Source organism: Arthrobacter terricola (assembly GCF_004354015.1).
Taxonomy (GTDB): Bacteria; Actinomycetota; Actinomycetes; order Actinomycetales; family Micrococcaceae; genus Arthrobacter; species Arthrobacter terricola.
The window spans coordinates 73,451-90,362 of the sequence record NZ_SMRU01000007.1; the positions used below are offsets into that span (position 1 = coordinate 73,451).

Genomic DNA, 16,912 nt, shown 5'->3' on the forward strand with positions numbered 1-16,912 from the left:
CAGATGACCGCAGGAGGATTACTTCATTGGTGGTCTTACGTGAGCTAGCGTTACAGGCCCAGTTCGGTCTTCAGCGCCGCGACGTGGCCCTGTGCCTGGACCTGGTACTGGGTGAGCTTGACCTTGCCTTCGGGGTCGAGCACGACGGTGGAGCGGACCAGGCCTTCGACGATCTCACCGTCGCGCAGCTTTTCGCCCCAGGCACCGTAGGCGAGGGCCACGGCGTGGTCTTCGTCGGAGAGCAGGGGGAAGGTGAGCGAGAAGTCGCCGGCGAAGCGGGCGATCTTTTCCGGGGCGTCAGGGGAAATGCCGAGCACTTCGTAGCCCGAGGACTGCAGGCTGGCAAGGCTGTCGCGGAAGTCGCAAGCCTCGGTGGTGCAGCCGGGGGTCGCGGCTTCGGGGTAGAAGTAGACGATGACGTTGCGTCCGCGGTAATCGGACAGGGCTACCTTCTGGCCCTCGGAGTTAAGCAGCGCGAAATCGGGGGCCTGGGTTCCGGCGAGGAGTTTCTGGGTCATGTTGCGATCCTTGACTTGTCGGGCAACCGCCGTGGCCGGCGATCAATCTATTGGTGTAACAGGCTGCCTAGATGCAGTATTCCGCGGGTCCGCGGACGGTGCTGCCTGGTCCGGGTACAAATTGGTAGCCGCCTCCACGCACGGTGGCGATGACGTGGCGGCCGGAGCCCAGCTTGCGCCGGACGCGTCCAACATACACGTCGATCGACCGGAATGCCGCGCCGGGACAGTCAAGTGACTCCAGGAAGCGTTGCAATTCTTCACGTGGGATGGCCCGGGACAAGTTCTCCACGAGGTACCGGAGGAGACTGTGTTCCATCGCGGTGAAGCTGACCGGGACACCGTCCAGGAGCACGGTGTCCGCGGCCAGGTCCACTGCCACGCTGCTGCGTCGCACGGCCAGGGAGACCGGCGGGTTGGTGGCAGCAGCGGGGCGATTTCCGGCGTCGGACTCGTCATCGCCGGACTTTGCTGCTCCGGCGGCGGGCCAAAGGAGGACTTCCGCCCCCGGAGCAAGTTTGCGGGCGCGGGCCAGGACCGCTTCAGCGGCCTTTGCCCAGACCGCCGGGTCGATGTCCTGGCCTTCGCCGGGCTGCACCCACAGGGCCAGGCCGCGCGGATGCAGGGCCGGCCGCGGTGGGGCAGCCTGGTGCCGCGAGGGATTCAGCCGATCGGGCAGCTTTCCGTACGGGGCGTGGACGTTGACGGCCATGGCGCCCTTAGACGCCGCCGCGGCGAATCAGCTTGCCGCTGGGCGTGCGTCCGTCGATCTCGTGGCCGCGCAGGTAGGTCTTGCGTACGACGCCGGAAAGCGCCTTGCCGTCGTACGGCGTGATCGGGTTCTTGTGCTTGAGCTTCTTGACGTCGACGACGAACGCGTCGTCGTGCGCGAAGATCGAGAAGTCCGCGTCGTAGCCCAAAGCCAGTTGGCCCTTGTTGTGCAGCCCGGCCAACGATGCCGGCTTCTCGGACATCCAGGACACGACCTGTTCAAGCGGGATGCCGCGGTGCCGGGCTTCGGTCCAGATCAGGGAGAGGCCCAGCTGGAGCGAGGACACGCCACCCCAGGCGACGGCGAAATCGCCGTTTTCGAGGTCCTTGAGGTCAAGGGTCGAAGGGGAGTGGTCCGAGACGATGCAGTCGATGGTGCCGTCCTGCAGGCCCTGCCAGAGCAACTCGCGGTTGGAGGCTTCGCGGATGGGCGGGCAGCACTTGTAGGCGGTGGCGCCGTCGGGAATTTCCTCGGCCATGAGGGTGAGGTAGTGCGGGCACGTCTCAACGGTGAGGCGGACGCCGTCGCGCTTTGCCGAAGCGATCATCGGCAGGGCGTCCGACGACGAAAGGTGCAGGATGTGCGCACGCGCACCGGTCCAGCGGGCCCGTTCGATGACCTCGGCGATCGCCTTGTTCTCGGCACCTCGGGGGCGGGAGGCAAGGAACGTGGAGTAGTGGGCACCGCCGGGGTGGGGTGCGTGGTCGATCGCGTGGGAGTCCTCGGCGTGCACGATCATGAGGGAGTCGAAGGACTTGAGCTCGGCCATGTCCTCTTCCATCTCGTCCGCTTCGAGGTGCGGGAACTCGTCCACGCCGGAGTGGAGCAGGAAGCACTTGAAGCCGAAAACGCCTTCGTCGTGCAACGGACGGAGGTCGGACTTGTTGCCGGGAATGGCACCGCCCCAGAATCCGACGTCCACGAACGCCTGATCCTCGGCCACTTCGCGCTTGAGCTTGAGGCCTTCCACGTTAGTGGTGGGCGGGATCGAGTTCAGCGGCATGTCGATGATGGTGGTCACGCCGCCGGCAGCCGCCGCGCGGGTAGCGGAGGCGAAGCCTTCCCACTCGGTGCGGCCGGGCTCGTTGACGTGGACGTGGGTGTCCACGAGGCCGGGGATGAGGGTTTCGTCGTCGGCGAGGTCGATCACTTCGGTGCCCTGAAGGCCGTTTCCGAGAGGCTCGATCGCGACGATCACGCCGTTCCGGATGCCAACTTCGCGGGCAGTGATGCCTGCAGTGGTGAGGATGCGCTGGCCACGGATGACCAAGTCAAACAGGCCGTGGACCGGGGTGGTTTCTTCAGACATTGAGGTGCTCCTTGGTGTCGATCCGTGCTGCGTCTTGGGTGGATGCCGAAATTTCCGTAAGGCGCACGCCGATGTGCCTACCTAATTCTTCGAGCAGCGGACCCGCTTCAGCTATGCATTTGGCTACGTTGGCTTCGACGTCGGTCAATGCATGGACCGACTCGAAACCGGACTCCGAAAGTTGTTCCGGGCTCAGCGTACTGCGGCCACAGACCGCAATCACAGGGGTTCCCGTACGGGCTGCCGCGCGGGCCACGCCCATGGGTGTCTTGCCGAGCAGGCTCTGTTCATCGAGGCTGCCTTCGCCCGTGATCACGAGGTCGGCGTCAGCCAGGCGCTCTTCAAGTTCGGTGAATTCGAGCACGACGTCGATACCAGGCCTGCGCGCCGCGTGCAGCGCCGCGATGGCAATGTAGCCGACGCCGCCTGCCGCACCCGCGCCCGGAGCGCTCGCGGCGTCCTGGGCTTCGGAACCGATCTCGGCGGCGAGGACCTCCACGAAGCGGGCCAGGGCGGCGTCGAGCGTCGCGACGTCGTCCGGCGTCGCGCCCTTCTGCGGTCCGAAGATCGCGGCGGCGCCGGTGCGGCCCAAAAGGGGATTGTCGACGTCGGACGCCAACACGAATTCGGTGGCCTCGAGGCGGACGTCGAAATTCGAGAAGTCGATCCGGTCCAGGCGGGCCAGTGCCGCGCCGCCGCCGGGGAGTTCCTGGCCGTCGGCGTCGAGGAGGACGGCACCGAGCCCCTGCAGGACTCCGGCGCCGCCGTCAGTGTTGGCGCTGCCGCCAACGCCGAGGATGATGTGCCGGCAACCAAGGTCCAAAGCGGCGCGGATGAGTTCGCCTGTTCCTTGGCTCGTGGCGTTTTGGGCGGTGGCCGGGTTGGGGGCCGTGCCATCGCCGAAGCCGGGGAGGACCGCGAGCCCGGAAGCCGCGGCCATTTCGATGACCGCTTCCCCGCCGCGGACCGCGAACTCGGCCGTGACCGGCTCGCCCAGCGGGCCGGTGACCGTGGCGCTCCGGCGGGTGAAACCGGAGCCGACGGCGGCGTCGAGAGTCCCCTCGCCGCCGTCGGCCACTGGAATGAGCGTGGCCTCAAAACCCTCGCCCGGGTTCTTCGCCGCGAAGCCGGACCGCAGTCCGGAAGCCAAGCGGCTGGCGACCTCGGGCGCCGAGAGCGAGCCCTTGAACTTGTCCGGGGCAATGACCACACGCATTCCGTACCTCTTCCTAATCCAGCAGGCTAGTCCAGCATCGAGATGATCGACGTCGGGGCGTCCGCGCCGCGCTCTGCCAGTTCCTCGAACTCGTTCACGCCGTTGATTTCAACGCCCATGGAGATGTTGGTGATCTTCTCCAGGATCACTTCGACCACCACCGGAACCTTGAACTCGTCCATGAGTGCCTTGGCTTTGTCGAAGGCGGCGGGCAGGTCTGAGGGGTTCTCCACGCGGATTGCCTTGCAGCCCAAGCCCTCGGAGACCTTGACGTGGTCCACGCCGTAGCCGTTTGTTTCGGGGCTGTTGATGTTCTCGAATGCCAGGGACACGTTTTGTTCCATGTTGAAGCCGCGCTGGGATTGGCGGATCAGGCCCAGGTACGAGTTGTTCACCACAACGTGGATGTACGGCAGGTTGAACTGCGCGCCGACGGCGAGTTCCTCGATCATGAACTGGAAGTCGTAGTCACCGGAGAGGGCAACCACAGTCTCGTCCGGCTTGCCGCGCACGACGCCGAGGGCGGCCGGAGCGGTCCAGCCCAAGGGACCTGCCTGGCCGGCGTTGATCCACTTGCGCGGGCCGAAAACGTGCAGCAACTGCGCGCCGGCGATCTGCGACAAGCCGATGGTGGACACGTAGGTGGTGTCCTTGCCGAAGGCCTTGTTCATCTCTTCGTACACGCGCTGCGGCTTGATCGGCACGTTCTCGAAGTGGGTCTTGCGCTGCAGGGATCCCTTGCGGGCGATGCAGTCGGCAACCCATGCGGTGTAGTCCGGCAGGGACTTGGCGCCCTGGCGTTCGCGGGCGATCTCGATCAGCCCGTCCAGCGCTGCACCGGCGTCGGAGGTGATGCCCAGGTCCGGGGAGAACACGCGGCCGATCTGGGTGGGTTCGATGTCGATGTGCACGAACTTGCGGCCGGCGGTGTAGGTGTCCAGGCCGCCGGTGTGGCGGTTGGCCCAGCGGTTGCCGATGCCGATCACGAAATCGCTCTGCAGCATGGTCTCGTTGCCGTAGCGGTGGCTCGTTTGGAGGCCGACCATGCCGGCCATGAGCTGGTGGTCGTCCGGGATGGTGCCCCAGCCCATCAGGGTGGGGATGACGGGAACGTTGAGGATCTCGGCCAGTTCAACCAGCTGCGCGGATGCGCCGGCGTTGATGATGCCGCCGCCGGCGACGATCAGCGGGCGCTGTGCGGCGGTGAGCATGTCCAGTGCCTTTTCCAGCTGCTTGCGGCTGGCCTTGGGCTTCTCGACGGTGATGGGCTCGTAGGCGTCGATGTCGAATTCGATCTCGGCCATCTGCACGTCGAAGGGGAGGTCCAGCAGGACCGGGCCCGGACGGCCGGAGCGCATGAGCTGGAAGGCCTTCTGGAAGGCGCCGGGAACCTGGCCCGGTTCCAGGATGGTCATGGCCATCTTGGTGACCGGGGCGGCGATGGACTCGATGTCCACGGCCTGGAAGTCTTCCTTGTGCAGCTTGGCGACGGGGGCCTGGCCGGTGATGCAGAGCATGGGGATGGAGTCTGCCCAGGCTGCGTACAGGCCGGTGATCATGTCGGTGCCGGCCGGGCCGGAGGTGCCGATGCAGATACCGATGTTGCCGTCCGCTGCGCGGGAGTAGCCGTCAGCCATGTGGCTGGCGCCTTCAACGTGGCGGGCCAGGGTGTGGCGGATGCCGCCGTGGGCCCGCATCGCGGAGTAGAAGGGGTTGATTGCCGCCCCTGGCAGGCCGAACGCCTCGGTGGCGCCTTCCTTTGCCAGGATGGCGACGGCTGCGTCAACAGTGCGCATCTTCGTCATGGTGTGCTCCTAAATGGGCTGTGAAGTCTGTTTTTGGGTGTGCTGAAGCGAGTTTGTGGACAGATAAGACCCTCAAGAGGGGTGGTTCCGGGTGTTATCTGTCCACAAACTCTTAGGTTTGAGGGGTGCGGGCCGGGGTTTTCCGGCCCGGGGTTACTTCCGGCCGGAGAGCTGGAGGACCTGCTTGAAGAGTCCCGAGTGGTCCAGACCGCCGTCGCCCTGGTTGACGGTTGCGGCGACGAGCTGTGCGACGACGGCGCCGAGGGGGACGGCGACGTTGGCTTCGCGGGCTGCGGAGGTGACGATGCCGAGGTCCTTGTGGTGCAGGGCCAGGCGGAAGCCGGGGTCGAAGTTGCGCTCGAGCATCTTCTGGCCTTTCTGGTCCAGGACCTTGGAGCCGGCCAGGCCGCCGCCGAGGACCTTGAGGGCTGCGTCGGTGTCAACGCCGTACGCTTCGAGGAAGGCGATGGCTTCGCCGAGGACTTCGATGTTGACCGCGACGATCAGCTGGTTGGCTGCCTTGACGGTCTGCCCGGAGCCGGAGGGGCCGACGTGCACGATGGTCTTGCCGACGGCGTTAAGTACGTCCTGTGCTGCTTGGAAGTCTGCGGCGTCGCCGCCAACCATGATGGACAGGACGGCGTCGATGGCGCCCTGTTCACCGCCGGAAACCGGGGCGTCCAGCGGACGGATACCGGCTGCCTTGGCGTCTGCCGAGAGGCGGACCGCGACGTCCGGGCGGATGCTGCTCGCGTCGATCCAGAGCGCGCCCTTCTTGGCGTTCGCGAAGACGCCTTCGCCGCCGCTGACGACGCCTTCGACGTCGGGGGAGTCCGGGACCATGGTGATGACGACGTCGGCGTCCTTGACGGCGTCCGCGATGCTCGCCGCGCCCTTGCCGCCTTCGGAGACGAGCTTGTCGATCTTGTCCTGGCTGCGGTTGAAACCGGTGACGTTGTGTCCGGCCTTGACGAGGTTGATGGCCATGGGCAGGCCCATGATTCCGAGTCCGATGACTGCGACGTTGCTCATAATGGTTCTCTTTCTGAAAGTCTGTGTTTTAGCTCGGGTGTGCTTTTTAGCGGGCGGCGCGTTCGCGGATCGCCCAGCTGAAGGCGGTTTCCTGCGGTTCCTTGTATTCGAGCCCGATGTGGCCGGTGTAGCCGAGTTCGCGGCTGCGGGCGATCCATTCACCGAGGGGAAGGGTGCCGGTTCCGGGGGCGCCGCGGCCCGGGTTGTCCGCGATCTGGATGTGGCCGAAGTCCTTGGCGTGGTTTTCGATGACCGATTCGACGTCGTCGCCGTTGACCGCCAGGTGGTAGAAGTCCGCGAGGAGCTTGACGTTCCCGACGCCGGACTCCGCCTTGACGCGGGCGATGACCTTGAGCGCGTCTTCAGCGGTGAGGAGCGGGTACTTGGGGGCGCCGCTGACCGGTTCGAGCAGGACGGTGCCGCCGATGCGCGCGACGCCGGCTGCCGCCGTCGCGAGGTTTTCGGCGCCGATGGCGTCCTGCTTCTCGGCGGATTCGCCGTCCACCCGGTTGCCGTAGAGGGCGTTGAAGGCCTTGCAGCCCAGCCGCTCACCGATGCCCGCGACAACATCGATGTTGTCCTGGAACTCAGCCGAGCGTGCGGGCCAGGAAACCAGGCCACGATCCCCGCCAGGCATGTTGCCGGCATTGAAGTTCAAGCCCGTGAGCTGCACGCCAGCATCCTTGATGGCGTTTTCGAACCCGGTGACCTGGGCGTCGCTGGGGACGGAGGTTTCGAAGGGCCACCAGAACTCGACGGCGTCAAAACCGGCTGCCTTCGCGGCTGCGGGGCGCTCGAGCAAGGGCAGCTCCGTCAGGAGGATGGAGCAGTTCACTGTGTACGTCATCGTAGGTCCTTCCGAGGAGGGGCTTTGATCTATCTTCCGTTGGGCTTCGGCTCGTTGATTCGCTCCGGTGGAGCGTTTCGTAAGTTTCCGCTTTGTGGAATTTAGATTCTGCTTTATGAAAAGTTTAGGGAAGGCGGGGGTGTGAGTCAAGGGGCTGGCAGTGGGGCGGGGGTTTGGGATACCAGATGGTGGGAGTGGGGTCTCGGTTTGTTGCGCCGCGAGGGTCATGTTGCGTTGCGGGCGTTCGCTGCCGCTCGCATCGCATGGGCTTTGTGGGTCTGCGTGACGGATGCTGCGGCACTCCCGCGACTAGGAGAATCGTGGCGGCGTACGTCGTGTTTGGCGACCAAATCGGACATGGCGAGACTCGCGGCGGCTGCATTTGACGGCAATCGCGGCGTTCTCTATCACGCGACCTCGGATGGGCCCGAAATTGAGTGGATTCTCAGTGAGATTTCACAGAGCCGGCTATTTCGGCACTCAATTGCACCGACTTGACCACTCAGTTTGGGTTGTTTCTCCACCTAATGGCGGGGTAAGCGCTTAGGCTCTGCCTAGGACCGGCGCCGATCCTGAACGATCCAAATTCACAAAACAGGATAAGGCCAAACGCATCGTTGTCTGGTTCCCGCCAATATTTGCGGATCCTGAGCCTGCACGGGCTCCAAGTGGTTTAGCCAACGTTGCGGAAGGTCTTCGGAGCAATGTCTAGGAGATCAAAACCATGAGTATTCGCAAGTTCGGCCTGGCCGCGATCGTTGCCGCAACTTTCATTGCGGTGTCAGCCCCGACAGCCTCCGCCTCGGATACGTCGGGTACCGCTGAAGAAGTCTTTAGCGACTCCTCCTATTCGCAGATGAGAGCTGAACAGAACCCCGGTTCAATGGGCGTCAGGGCGCTAATCAATGGCAACCCTTATGGCTGTGCTGGATACACAGAGAGGGTGCACTTAAGCGGTGGAATGTCGTCAGTGCACGCCGGGATACGAGATTGCAGAAGCGCGCCGTCTTACCAAGTAGCAGGCGCCGAGATAATGAAAGCGGGATGGTTCGGAGTGTGGCATCGTTCGGCATTCAACAGTGCGTCCGCAACCAATCGCTTGGCTCGCCTCGACGTCAATGCCAAGGCCGTCTGCGGGAATACCAGTCTGCAGACCTATCGCGGCAATGGATATCATCGCGTGACGATCGGTGGCACGAATTACGTCGCGAGAACTTCAAGCGACGTCGAGACGCGATTCGGATGCGACTCCTAAATATGCTGGCCTCGGTGGCGGGTGGGCTCTTCCTGTCCGTCACCGCAGGCTCGTGTGCAGCCGACTCAACAGCGCCAATGGGGCCTGAGACGACGAAGGCCCAGCGGATACCCATGAGAGAGTACAAGGGGGCTCGTCCTCGCCCGCCAAGCCTCACTTACGGTGCTATGCAGATCCGCCCCTACACGGTGGATTGGAAGTACGGAGTTCATACAGAACGCCTGGATCAGTCGGGAAACTTTCCCTCTCCGTTTGGGGTGAGTGGACGTGCCCCTAGTCAGATCACTCTGAGCGATTCCCTAGCCCCTGAATATCTGCAAATATCCATTTTTGACGGGCCATTGGCTGGGATTGATCCGCTTTCTGCACCTGATCGAACCTTTATTTGCACTCCGACGGATCACAGTGTTTGCACAACAAGTGCTGAGAACAACACCGTGATGGTCAGATTGCCGAGCGATGCGTTGCCCGGCAGTGGAAACGTGGTCTTATCGGTCAGTGCCGAGTACCTAGCGGAACCAGAACTGCATGCTGAAAGATTTGTGAACACAGTGAGCTGGGTTCTTGCTCTCGATATCACTCAGGAGGCTCAAATGAAGGAGTGTGATTGATCTGAATCAGGAAATGACACTCGAGTGGTACGTGGGGGAGATCGCAGGCCACACTCCCGGAGCACTTTCGGCGCTGGTACCACCAAGCTATGCCGCATTTGCCCGAGTTCTGAACCCCGTTAGAACTCCCGAGGGCCGTCGATTGCGTTGGTCGGATCTGGTTGGACGCAGTATGACCTTGGACAGTGCGACCCAATGGAGCGACATAGTCTCGGCCGTTCATCCTGACCCAAACCGATATTACGAACCCGAGTCCGGAACCCTTGATCGAGAAGTAGCTCTAAGGTTGTCCACCATCCTTTTAGAGCACACAAAGTCGCGTGACTTCATGTTCTTTGTCTGGGAAGGCTACAGTTCGCTGCTGGATGAAGTTCTAGCGACACCGACCATCGTCATCGGCCAGCAGAGGGTCATGCACGTTCGACGCGGAGGTCCGGAGAGTGCACTTGAACCCATCGATTCTCCGCCAAATAGGCTCGCCATGAACTGGCTTCCAAATGATGGGGCTTGGTTCGTTGGCAATGAAATCTACGCGAGGTCAGTGTTCGTGGCGGGAACAGCTGCTGCCGTCGGTGCCGTTTTGACGGAACCCGCACTTGAAACGTACCAGGTTCGACCGGGTTCCCTCATGGTTCCGGAAGACTGAAAGTCCTCTTGGTCTAGGGGAATGCGGAACCAGACCGTTTGAACGAACCTTGACGTTTTCGGAACTTATTCAGGGGGTCAGCGGACCTTGGATCGCCCGATGCGCAAGTTCGGCGTCGCCTTCGATAAGCGCAGTGTCTGCAAGGTTTGAGCGTCCCCAGAGCGCGGGATACATTTCGCGCAGCGGAGCGGAAATTGTCGCAGCGGCCGTCCCTTCACCGAGGGTCCAGCTGGTGGCGTCGGGCACGATGAAAGTCACCGCCTGGCCTAGCGGTGCCATTCGCTCCAACCGGATTTGGCGCGGGGCGAACATTGCCAATGCCTCGTCGATGCCGTCAAGCAGGAAGTCCTCGGCGAACGCCGGAATATCCAGTCCGGAAGCTTGGCAAGCGTCCACGAGATGGATGGCATGTTCGTGCGCCTGGCGCCGAAGCCAAAATGCGGCCGTGTGCGGCGCGGGGCCGAAAGTCCAGCACTGTGCCTCGGGATCAAGCGCTGCCATCGTTTCGAGGAAAGCACCTGCACCGTTGAGGAACCATGCTTCGGCGTGCTCCTCTGGTGCTTTTCCCTCTTTGACAAACTTGCCGCCGCGGACTATTTCGGCTGCCCACCGCTCGATCACCCCGATGTGACCGAAAAGATCGGCGAGACTCCAACCCGGACAAGCCGGAACCGGCCTGGCGAGAGTCTCCGCAGGCTGACGGGCAAGCGTTCTGAGGGTATCGAGGCTGCCGGACAGCTCGGCAAGATGGCGTTCGGGCAACATGAGTTGAGCATAACGGGTCACCCAGCATGCGAGCCTTTGTCGTTGCCCCTGAGCTCTCTGGGTCGGCGCTTTCAAAAGGACATCGGTGTGAGTCGCCAAACAGGGAGAGCTTAGGGGTGTCGAAAGCATGAGTAAGCAAGGTCCCGGCAAGCCGGCGTGGCCATCGCGCGTCGGCCGGGCGGCACTCTTGACGCTCATAGTGATGATCGCCAATTACGGCTGGTGGACTGGTCGGAACGTAGTGCGGGAAACGCTCGCCGTCGCACTGGCGTTCGCCATCTCATTGGTCGTCGTGAGCATTTTTGACCTCACCCGGCGTTGGCTTCGCTCCCGGCACAGGCGCTAACTAGTGCCCCAGCTCCCGGGCGAATCGTGCGACGGCGTCTTCCGCCGTCGGGACCGGTCCGAAAACCTGGGCTTGGCGCGTGGTGTCTGCGACGTATTTGCCGGTCTCGAACCAGGCGAGCATGGAACTCATGTCTTTGACCATCGGGACGAACGGCCCAACAACGGTGCCAAGGGTGCTGACAAAACCGGCGGGGACGGAACGGACGCTGATTTTTTCGCCCGCAATTGTCGAGGCGATGTCTGCGACATCTTGCATGCTGACCGGGCGATCCCAGCCGATATCGATCCGTTCGCCGTCGGCGACGTCGGCATCGACAGCGGCCGCGAGATAGGCGGCAAGGTCGGAGGTGAGGACGAAGGTAAGTGGAACTGTCTTGGTGCCGAACCAGGTGAGACGCTTCTTCTCGAAGGGGTCGCCGCTCATCTGGGTCACCTGATCAAGGAATGCGCCCGGGCGAAGCGCTACGAACGGGACGCGCAACGCCTGCAGCTTGTCCTCCGTCAGCTTCTTGTGCCAGAAGTGGGGGACGTCCGGGGTCTGGTCCGAGGTGAGGATGCTGACCAGGACGAACCGTCGGATCCCGGCATTGCTGGCGGCTATGGCGAGGTTGGTGTTGCCGACGGTATCGATCTCCAAAGCCCGTTTGTCCCGCCGAGTGTAGCCGGCCGCTGAAGTGATGACGGCGTCAGCCCCCGTCATTGCCGCAATGAGCGAACCTAGGTCAAGCATGTCACCGCGCGCAATCTCAACGCCTTTGGCTTCAAGCTTGCCGGCGTCGGAACCGGGCCTCACCAGGGCACGAACGGCCTTGCCGCGTGCGAGAAGTTCGTCGACCACCTTGGCACCGACGTGGCCAGTGCCGCCGACAACGAGGACAGGTTGGGTATCAGTCATGGGACGCTCCTTCGAGACCCTCCGAATATATCGCTCAGCGGGTTGCCCGGCGAGAGCCGAACACGGTCACCGTCCCTCCTTTTCAACATCCTTCCCCGTCACCGCAAGGTAGACGACAAACCCCAAGATCAGCGCACTCCACGCCAGGCTGACCGGCCCGGAACCCCATCCCAGGCCTCCGCGCGCGGGGCTCACTGCCATCCAGTCGGCGATCGACGCGCCAAGCGGCCGGGTGGCGATGTAGGCGAACCAGAAGCTAGCCACCGCATTGAGTCCGAGGCGCTTGTATGCAAATGCCGGGATGGCGATGATCACTGCGAACAACAGGGCTGAAGGGAAGTAGCCAAGTTTCAAAGTCATCGCCGTCCAGTCGCCCGCGGCCGTGCCGAGGGCGAAGGTGGTGAGGACGGTGGCCCAATAGAAGAGCTCTCGACGGCGGGTGTGGATGCTGTGGATGGACAACGTCCGTTCGACGCGGTGCCACAGCAAGAACACGACGCCGAGCGCCACGGTGAAGAACGCCGTCGAAATCGCGTATGGCACTCCAAGCCCAACATGCAGGACGTCGGCCGCCATGGTGCCGAACACGCTGACCATCACGACGGCGGACCAATAGATCCACGGGACGTATCGGCGGACGGCGAATTGCAGCACAAGTGCGAGAACCAATCCAACAAACCCAAGCGCGACGGCGATAGCAGGGTCCATCGATGTCACGAGGAAGTCGGAGGTCGTTTCGCCCATCCCCGTGGTGAGGATTTTCGTGATCCAGAAGTATGCGGTTACCTCGGGAACTTTGCTCGCCACAAATGACGCGCGGGAAGGAAGGGAGAGGCTGGGCTGAGTCTGTTCGCGAACCGGTTCAGTCATGGCGGGATCATCCCAGAGAAACCTGAACGTTACCCGCGTGCGCGCTGTACAGGCGAGGGCGGCCGACGGCGGCCCTCGCCCCGACGGCGGCCCCCACCTCACCCGTCGAGCGCCTCCCAAACGAAGCCATCCGGATCGGTGAACGCGCCCGCATCGCCGCCGATCCGGAGCCGGTGGGAACCGGTTCCGTCCGACGAGACACCGGCGGTCTTGGCGAGCGCGTCACGTTTGATGAGGGACAGCCTAACGGGACCGGTGTCGAACTCGACGTATCGGCTGCCGAAACCCTTGGAAACGGCGAGGCCATGGTCCAGGTAGAACTTCTTGCTCGCTGCAGCGTCCGCGACGCCGAGCTGGAGCACGATCGCATCGATCTGCCCGGTGTCCGGAGCGGTGTCCTTCTTCGAAGAGGACGCGACGGTCCAGATCGTGCCGTCCGGCGCCTGGAACCCGCCGCCGTATCCCCACAACGACTTCGCGGCTGGTTTGATGACCGTGGCGCCAGCAGCGAGTGCATTGTCGATGAGGCTGTTGACGGTGGCGGGCTGGGGCACCACAAGTGACATGGTGAATCCGCGGAAGCCCGTGCTCGGCTCTTGCGATTCCCGCACGCGAACCTTGCTGTCGGGTCCGAAGGCAGCGGAGTAGAAGGCTTCGGCCGCCGTCGTATCAGCGACTTCGATGGTGACTAGTTCGATGGTTCCCATGGCAGCCATGCTAGCTGGCGCTAGGAGGCGACCAGCCGCCGTCGGAGGCTGATGATTCCCAAACCGAGTCCGACGGCGGCAGTCGCCAAAAGGACCGTGAGGTCCCGTCCGAGGTTGTCCGTCGATTGGTAGAAGATGGCGGCTTCCAGTGCGTCGACGCCGTAGAACGTTGGCGTGAAGTGGGCGACGGCCTGGATCCACTCGGGCAGGAACGCAGCGACGCCGATCCCGCCGCTGAGGAAGAAGAGGTAGATCGAAAGGTTGATCCCGGCTCCGGCGACGGCCGAAAAACGGCGAAGTGCCCCTCCGAGGGCTGTTCCAAGGCCTGCGCCGGCCAGGGCGATCAATCCGATCGCCGCGATTGCCGGTAACCAATACCATCCGACTGGTTGAAGGACGCCGAACGCGTACGACAGGATCAGCACCAGCGCCGCCACCATCATGGTGGTCACCCAGCATGCGAGGATTTTCCCGGCGATCAGCGTTCCGCGGCTGATGGGCGAGAGCAAGAGCGCCTTGATGGTCAGTTCTTCGAACTCCCGTGCGGCGGCCAAACCGCCGTTGACGACGCCCATGATGGTGAGCAGGAGCACGAGGATGGGGACGAGTTCGAACTGGACGAGGTTGACGTCGTGTGGCCGCAGGTCCGATTCGGCGACGCCGACGGTGATGGGAGTCTCCGCTTGCCCTGCGTAGAACTCGGTGATGGCCGCGGGAACGGATCGGCGCAGGTCGTTGGTGAAGTCCAGGTTCAGGTTGTTGATGCGGACGCTGACGGGGTCGGGCCGGTGTGCGCGGAAGTCGTCGTCGAACGAGGCGGGAACGGTGATCACCCCCGCAACCTGCAGCGTGTCCAGCAGGTGCGTGGCGTCGTCGGGCGTTGTCCTCCGGACACGGAACGCGTCCGAACCCTCAAGCACCGAGACGAGGCGCTGTGCCTGCGGCCCGTTGTCCTCGACCACGAGGGCCACCGGGTTGCGGCCCACCGCGCCCGCCACGACGAAGATGATCAGGAGGAATGCCACAGGCGGCAGCAGGCTGGCGACAATCGCCGACGGCGTCCGGAACCACGTCAGGATATCTTTCGCGGCGATGGCGGCCACCGCGCGTCGCACGGCCATCAGTTCGCCCCCGTCATTGCCGCGCTCCCCGCCGACCGAAGGCGAAAGCGGCAAGCGCTACCGCCACCACCGAGAAGGCGGCGAGCACGATCGCGTCCGCGGTCAAGCCTTGGGGCGAGGTCTGGTAGCCGTGGAACGCATGCTGGAAAGCGGCGATCGCGTAGGTGAGGGGTGACGCCGCCGCGATGGCGCCGGGGACTGTGCCCAACCAATTCGCCGGACCGAACGGACCGCTCAGGAAAAACAGCGGGAGCACTGCGGCGATGGACAGGGGAATGGCTTGCTGCCGCCGTCGGACGAGCGTCCCGACCAGGACGCCGATGGCGAGGAAGGCCGCGAGAATCAAGAGCCCGAAGCCCAGGACCTCGAGCGGATGGAGCGGACGCACTCCGATGAAGAGGACCACGACGACGAGAAGCAGCAGCGCGGACGCTGTGGCGAGGGCGGCGGCACCCAGCACCTTGCCGACCCCGATGGTCAGCCGGCTCACCGGGGCCAGGGCAAGTTCCTTGGCCGTCCCGAGTTCGTAGTCCCGCGCCGTGTTCACGCTGCCCTGGAGGAGGGACGCGAGCATGAGGCCGGCCACCATGATGCTCACGGCGAGATAGGGAATGTAGCCCGTGTCCTGCGGCTGAACATCGGATTCGCGCGCGGTCACCACCACCTGTTGGGGAAAAGCGTTCGCGTAAAAGGACGTGATCGAGAGCGGGATGGCCCGCCGGATGTCGTTGGTGAAGTCGACGTTCAGGTTGTTGACTTCCACGGGAATGTCGATCGGTGCTTTGGCGGCCAGGGCAGCGTCGAACCCTTGCGGCACGGTCACGACGGCGACAATACTGCCGGCGCGGATCTCGCGTTCGGCGTCATCCGCAGACGCCGGATGGATGATGAACGACGACGAGTTGCCCATCGCTTGGACGAACTGTTCCGCGAGGGGCCCGCGGTCATTCAGCACCACGGCGATCGGCGCCTGGCCGCCGCTGATCGCGAAGAGAAGGAACAGCAGCAGGAAGTTGATCGGGATGAGGATCCCGATGATTGCGAAGAGCGGTTCGCGGAGGGTAAGGCGGATGTCCGCGGCGGCCACGGCGCGAACGACGCGCAGGTTATGGCGGACGCTCATTCCCTGAGCTCCTTGCCGGTCAGGCTGAGGAAGACTTCGTCCAGGCTCGGCTCACGGCTCTGGATCTCCTGGAGGCTCGTCCAGCCGACCACCTCGGTCACCACCTTGCCTGTGACATCCGCACCGCCTTCCACTGTGACCTTCAAGGAACCGTCGGAGGCGATCGCGGAGACGACCCCGGGGAGCGCTGTGACTCTCCGGACGATGTCTTCACCGGGCGTAGGGTGCGTGCGCATTTCAAGCACCGTGTCGCCAAAACTGTGGCGGAGCCTGGACGGTGAATCGAGTGCCACGAGCCGGCCACGGTCGATAATGGCCAGGCGGTCGCAGAGGGCATTCGCTTCCTCGAGGTAGTTGCTGGTGATCAGGACCGTGGTGCCGCGGGCCTTGAGTTCAAGGATCCGGTCCCACAGATCGTGCCTGCTCTGAACGTCGACGCCGAGCGTTGGCTCGTCGAAGTACAGCAGTTCGGGTTCATGAAGCATCGCCCGGACGAGGGCCAGCCGTCGCTTCATGCCGCCGGAGAAGGTTGATACGCGACTCTTCCGGCGCTCCTGCAACTGGGCGAGCTCAAGCAGGGCAGTGATTTTCTGGTCCAGGCCTTTCCTGGGCACTTCGAAGAGATCGGCGTGGAACTTCAAGTTGGCCTCGGCAGTGAGTTCCTCGTAGAGCGCGTTTTCCTGGGGCACGGTTCCGAGCGAGCGCCGGATCTTGCGGGGGTCCGTGAGCACGTCCGTGCCGAGGACCGTGATGGAACCCGAGGTGGGTCGGCTCAGTCCGCTGATCATGTCGATGGTGGTGGTCTTGCCGGAACCGTTTGGGCCGAGCAAACCGAAGATCTCCCCACGTTCCACGCTGAGGCTGAGGCCATCGACAGCGGTGAAGGAGCCGAACCGTTTGGTCAGGCCGGTAAGTTCGATGGCCGGTTCCGTCATGCCGCACCCCTGGCTTGTCCGTGCGGGGAAACTGTAGGCCCGCGGTGTTTCCCCGCGTACTGGCGGGTCACGGCTCCATGATGCGACTGCGGCGGCTAATGCACAAGGAGGGGAGGGACTAATCGGGCGCTAATTTG

Annotated in this window: 18 protein-coding genes; 4 read left to right on the forward strand and 14 right to left on the reverse strand. The window is 63.7% G+C overall.

What is annotated here, in order from left to right:
- Positions 1-50: 50 nt before the first annotated feature.
- The 7 genes from bcp to E1809_RS07460 form a co-directional block, all read right to left on the reverse strand.
- Positions 51-518 carry a thioredoxin-dependent thiol peroxidase gene (gene bcp / locus E1809_RS07430; protein ID WP_133203590.1) on the reverse strand — a complete coding sequence of 156 codons (468 nt, stop codon included), beginning with the start codon at positions 516-518 and terminating at the stop codon, positions 51-53.
- Between the two features lie 67 nt (positions 519-585).
- Positions 586-1,230 carry a winged helix-turn-helix domain-containing protein gene (locus tag E1809_RS07435; protein WP_133203591.1) on the reverse strand — a complete coding sequence of 215 codons (645 nt, stop codon included), beginning with the start codon at positions 1,228-1,230 and terminating at the stop codon, positions 586-588.
- 7 nt (positions 1,231-1,237) lie between these two features.
- On the reverse strand, positions 1,238-2,599 hold the full coding sequence (gene allB / locus E1809_RS07440; RefSeq protein ID WP_133203592.1) for an allantoinase AllB: 1,362 nt from the start codon (positions 2,597-2,599) through the stop codon (positions 1,238-1,240).
- Positions 2,592-3,815 carry a glycerate kinase gene (locus tag E1809_RS07445; protein ID WP_133203593.1) on the reverse strand — a complete coding sequence of 408 codons (1,224 nt, stop codon included), beginning with the start codon at positions 3,813-3,815 and terminating at the stop codon, positions 2,592-2,594. The genes allB and E1809_RS07445 overlap by 8 nt, the downstream gene beginning before the upstream one ends.
- Before the next feature lie 26 nt (positions 3,816-3,841).
- Positions 3,842-5,620, reverse strand: a complete 1,779-nt coding sequence (gcl, locus tag E1809_RS07450; protein ID WP_133203594.1) for a glyoxylate carboligase — start codon at positions 5,618-5,620, stop codon at positions 3,842-3,844.
- Between the two features lie 153 nt (positions 5,621-5,773).
- Positions 5,774-6,814: a 2-hydroxy-3-oxopropionate reductase gene (locus E1809_RS07455; RefSeq protein WP_268908667.1), complete on the reverse strand. Its 1,041-nt coding sequence runs from the start codon at positions 6,812-6,814 to the stop codon at positions 5,774-5,776.
- Positions 6,699-7,499, reverse strand: a complete 801-nt coding sequence (locus E1809_RS07460) for a hydroxypyruvate isomerase family protein (protein WP_133203595.1) — start codon at positions 7,497-7,499, stop codon at positions 6,699-6,701. The genes E1809_RS07455 and E1809_RS07460 overlap by 116 nt, the downstream gene beginning before the upstream one ends.
- A gap of 724 nt (positions 7,500-8,223) precedes the next feature.
- Between E1809_RS07460 and E1809_RS07465 the strand changes: the two genes are divergently transcribed.
- The 3 genes from E1809_RS07465 (at position 8,224) to E1809_RS07475 (ending at position 10,011) form a co-directional block, all read left to right on the forward strand.
- On the forward strand, positions 8,224-8,754 hold the full coding sequence (locus E1809_RS07465) for a hypothetical protein (RefSeq protein ID WP_133203596.1): 531 nt from the start codon (positions 8,224-8,226) through the stop codon (positions 8,752-8,754).
- Positions 8,755-8,921: 167 nt separating this feature from the next.
- On the forward strand, positions 8,922-9,365 hold the full coding sequence (locus E1809_RS07470; RefSeq protein WP_133203597.1) for a hypothetical protein: 444 nt from the start codon (positions 8,922-8,924) through the stop codon (positions 9,363-9,365).
- Between the two features lie 13 nt (positions 9,366-9,378).
- Positions 9,379-10,011 (forward strand): hypothetical protein, encoded by a 633-nt coding sequence (locus E1809_RS07475; RefSeq protein ID WP_205754126.1) that lies wholly within the window; start codon positions 9,379-9,381, stop codon positions 10,009-10,011.
- A gap of 69 nt (positions 10,012-10,080) precedes the next feature.
- On the opposite strand, the gene E1809_RS07480 is transcribed toward E1809_RS07475, so the two are convergent.
- Positions 10,081-10,776 carry a maleylpyruvate isomerase family mycothiol-dependent enzyme gene (locus E1809_RS07480; protein ID WP_133203599.1) on the reverse strand — a complete coding sequence of 232 codons (696 nt, stop codon included), beginning with the start codon at positions 10,774-10,776 and terminating at the stop codon, positions 10,081-10,083.
- 127 nt (positions 10,777-10,903) lie between these two features.
- On the opposite strand from E1809_RS07480, the gene E1809_RS07485 reads away from it, so the two are divergent.
- Complete coding sequence (locus E1809_RS07485) at positions 10,904-11,122, forward strand: hypothetical protein (protein WP_133203600.1); 219 nt, start codon at positions 10,904-10,906, stop codon at positions 11,120-11,122.
- Here the strand turns inward: E1809_RS07485 and E1809_RS07490 are convergent, their stop codons facing one another.
- The 6 genes from E1809_RS07490 to E1809_RS07515 form a co-directional block, all read right to left on the reverse strand.
- Entirely contained in the window at positions 11,123-12,019 is an 897-nt protein-coding gene (locus E1809_RS07490; RefSeq protein ID WP_133203601.1) for an SDR family oxidoreductase, read from the reverse strand.
- 66 nt (positions 12,020-12,085) lie between these two features.
- A complete protein-coding gene (locus E1809_RS07495) occupies positions 12,086-12,889 on the reverse strand; it encodes a COG4705 family protein (protein ID WP_133203602.1) in 804 nt (267 codons plus the stop codon).
- A 98-nt stretch (positions 12,890-12,987) separates the two neighbouring features.
- Positions 12,988-13,596 carry a VOC family protein gene (locus E1809_RS07500; protein ID WP_133203603.1) on the reverse strand — a complete coding sequence of 203 codons (609 nt, stop codon included), beginning with the start codon at positions 13,594-13,596 and terminating at the stop codon, positions 12,988-12,990.
- 20 nt (positions 13,597-13,616) lie between these two features.
- Entirely contained in the window at positions 13,617-14,717 is a 1,101-nt protein-coding gene (locus E1809_RS07505; protein WP_133203604.1) for an ABC transporter permease, read from the reverse strand.
- Positions 14,718-14,730: 13 nt separating this feature from the next.
- The gene (locus E1809_RS07510) at positions 14,731-15,840 is read right to left on the reverse strand and encodes an ABC transporter permease (RefSeq protein ID WP_133203605.1); all 1,110 of its coding nucleotides are present in this window, start codon (positions 15,838-15,840) and stop codon (positions 14,731-14,733) included.
- Positions 15,837-16,775: an ABC transporter ATP-binding protein gene (locus tag E1809_RS07515; RefSeq protein WP_133203606.1), complete on the reverse strand. Its 939-nt coding sequence runs from the start codon at positions 16,773-16,775 to the stop codon at positions 15,837-15,839. Before E1809_RS07515 ends, E1809_RS07510 begins: the two co-directional genes overlap by 4 nt.
- Between the last annotated feature and the right edge of the window lie 137 nt (positions 16,776-16,912).

Bases quoted from the DNA above. Each gene is read 5' to 3' on its own strand.
- bcp (WP_133203590.1), bottom strand. From the start codon at position 518: ATGACCCAGAAACTCCTCGCCGGAACCCAGGCCCCCGATTTCGCGCTG.
- E1809_RS07435 (WP_133203591.1), bottom strand. From the start codon at position 1,230: ATGGCCGTCAACGTCCACGCCCCGTACGGAAAGCTGCCCGATCGGCTG.
- allB (WP_133203592.1), bottom strand. From the start codon at position 2,599: ATGTCTGAAGAAACCACCCCGGTCCACGGCCTGTTTGACTTGGTCATC.
- E1809_RS07445 (WP_133203593.1), bottom strand. From the start codon at position 3,815: ATGCGTGTGGTCATTGCCCCGGACAAGTTCAAGGGCTCGCTCTCGGCG.
- gcl (WP_133203594.1), bottom strand. From the start codon at position 5,620: ATGACGAAGATGCGCACTGTTGACGCAGCCGTCGCCATCCTGGCAAAG.
- E1809_RS07460 (WP_133203595.1), bottom strand. From the start codon at position 7,499: ATGACGTACACAGTGAACTGCTCCATCCTCCTGACGGAGCTGCCCTTG.
- E1809_RS07465 (WP_133203596.1), top strand. From the start codon at position 8,224: ATGAGTATTCGCAAGTTCGGCCTGGCCGCGATCGTTGCCGCAACTTTC.
- E1809_RS07470 (WP_133203597.1), top strand. From the start codon at position 8,922: ATGCAGATCCGCCCCTACACGGTGGATTGGAAGTACGGAGTTCATACA.
- E1809_RS07475 (WP_205754126.1), top strand. From the start codon at position 9,379: ATGACACTCGAGTGGTACGTGGGGGAGATCGCAGGCCACACTCCCGGA.
- E1809_RS07480 (WP_133203599.1), bottom strand. From the start codon at position 10,776: ATGTTGCCCGAACGCCATCTTGCCGAGCTGTCCGGCAGCCTCGATACC.
- E1809_RS07485 (WP_133203600.1), top strand. From the start codon at position 10,904: ATGAGTAAGCAAGGTCCCGGCAAGCCGGCGTGGCCATCGCGCGTCGGC.
- E1809_RS07490 (WP_133203601.1), bottom strand. From the start codon at position 12,019: ATGACTGATACCCAACCTGTCCTCGTTGTCGGCGGCACTGGCCACGTC.
- E1809_RS07495 (WP_133203602.1), bottom strand. From the start codon at position 12,889: ATGACTGAACCGGTTCGCGAACAGACTCAGCCCAGCCTCTCCCTTCCT.
- E1809_RS07500 (WP_133203603.1), bottom strand. From the start codon at position 13,596: ATGGGAACCATCGAACTAGTCACCATCGAAGTCGCTGATACGACGGCG.
- E1809_RS07505 (WP_133203604.1), bottom strand. From the start codon at position 14,717: ATGGCCGTGCGACGCGCGGTGGCCGCCATCGCCGCGAAAGATATCCTG.
- E1809_RS07510 (WP_133203605.1), bottom strand. From the start codon at position 15,840: ATGAGCGTCCGCCATAACCTGCGCGTCGTTCGCGCCGTGGCCGCCGCG.
- E1809_RS07515 (WP_133203606.1), bottom strand. From the start codon at position 16,775: ATGACGGAACCGGCCATCGAACTTACCGGCCTGACCAAACGGTTCGGC.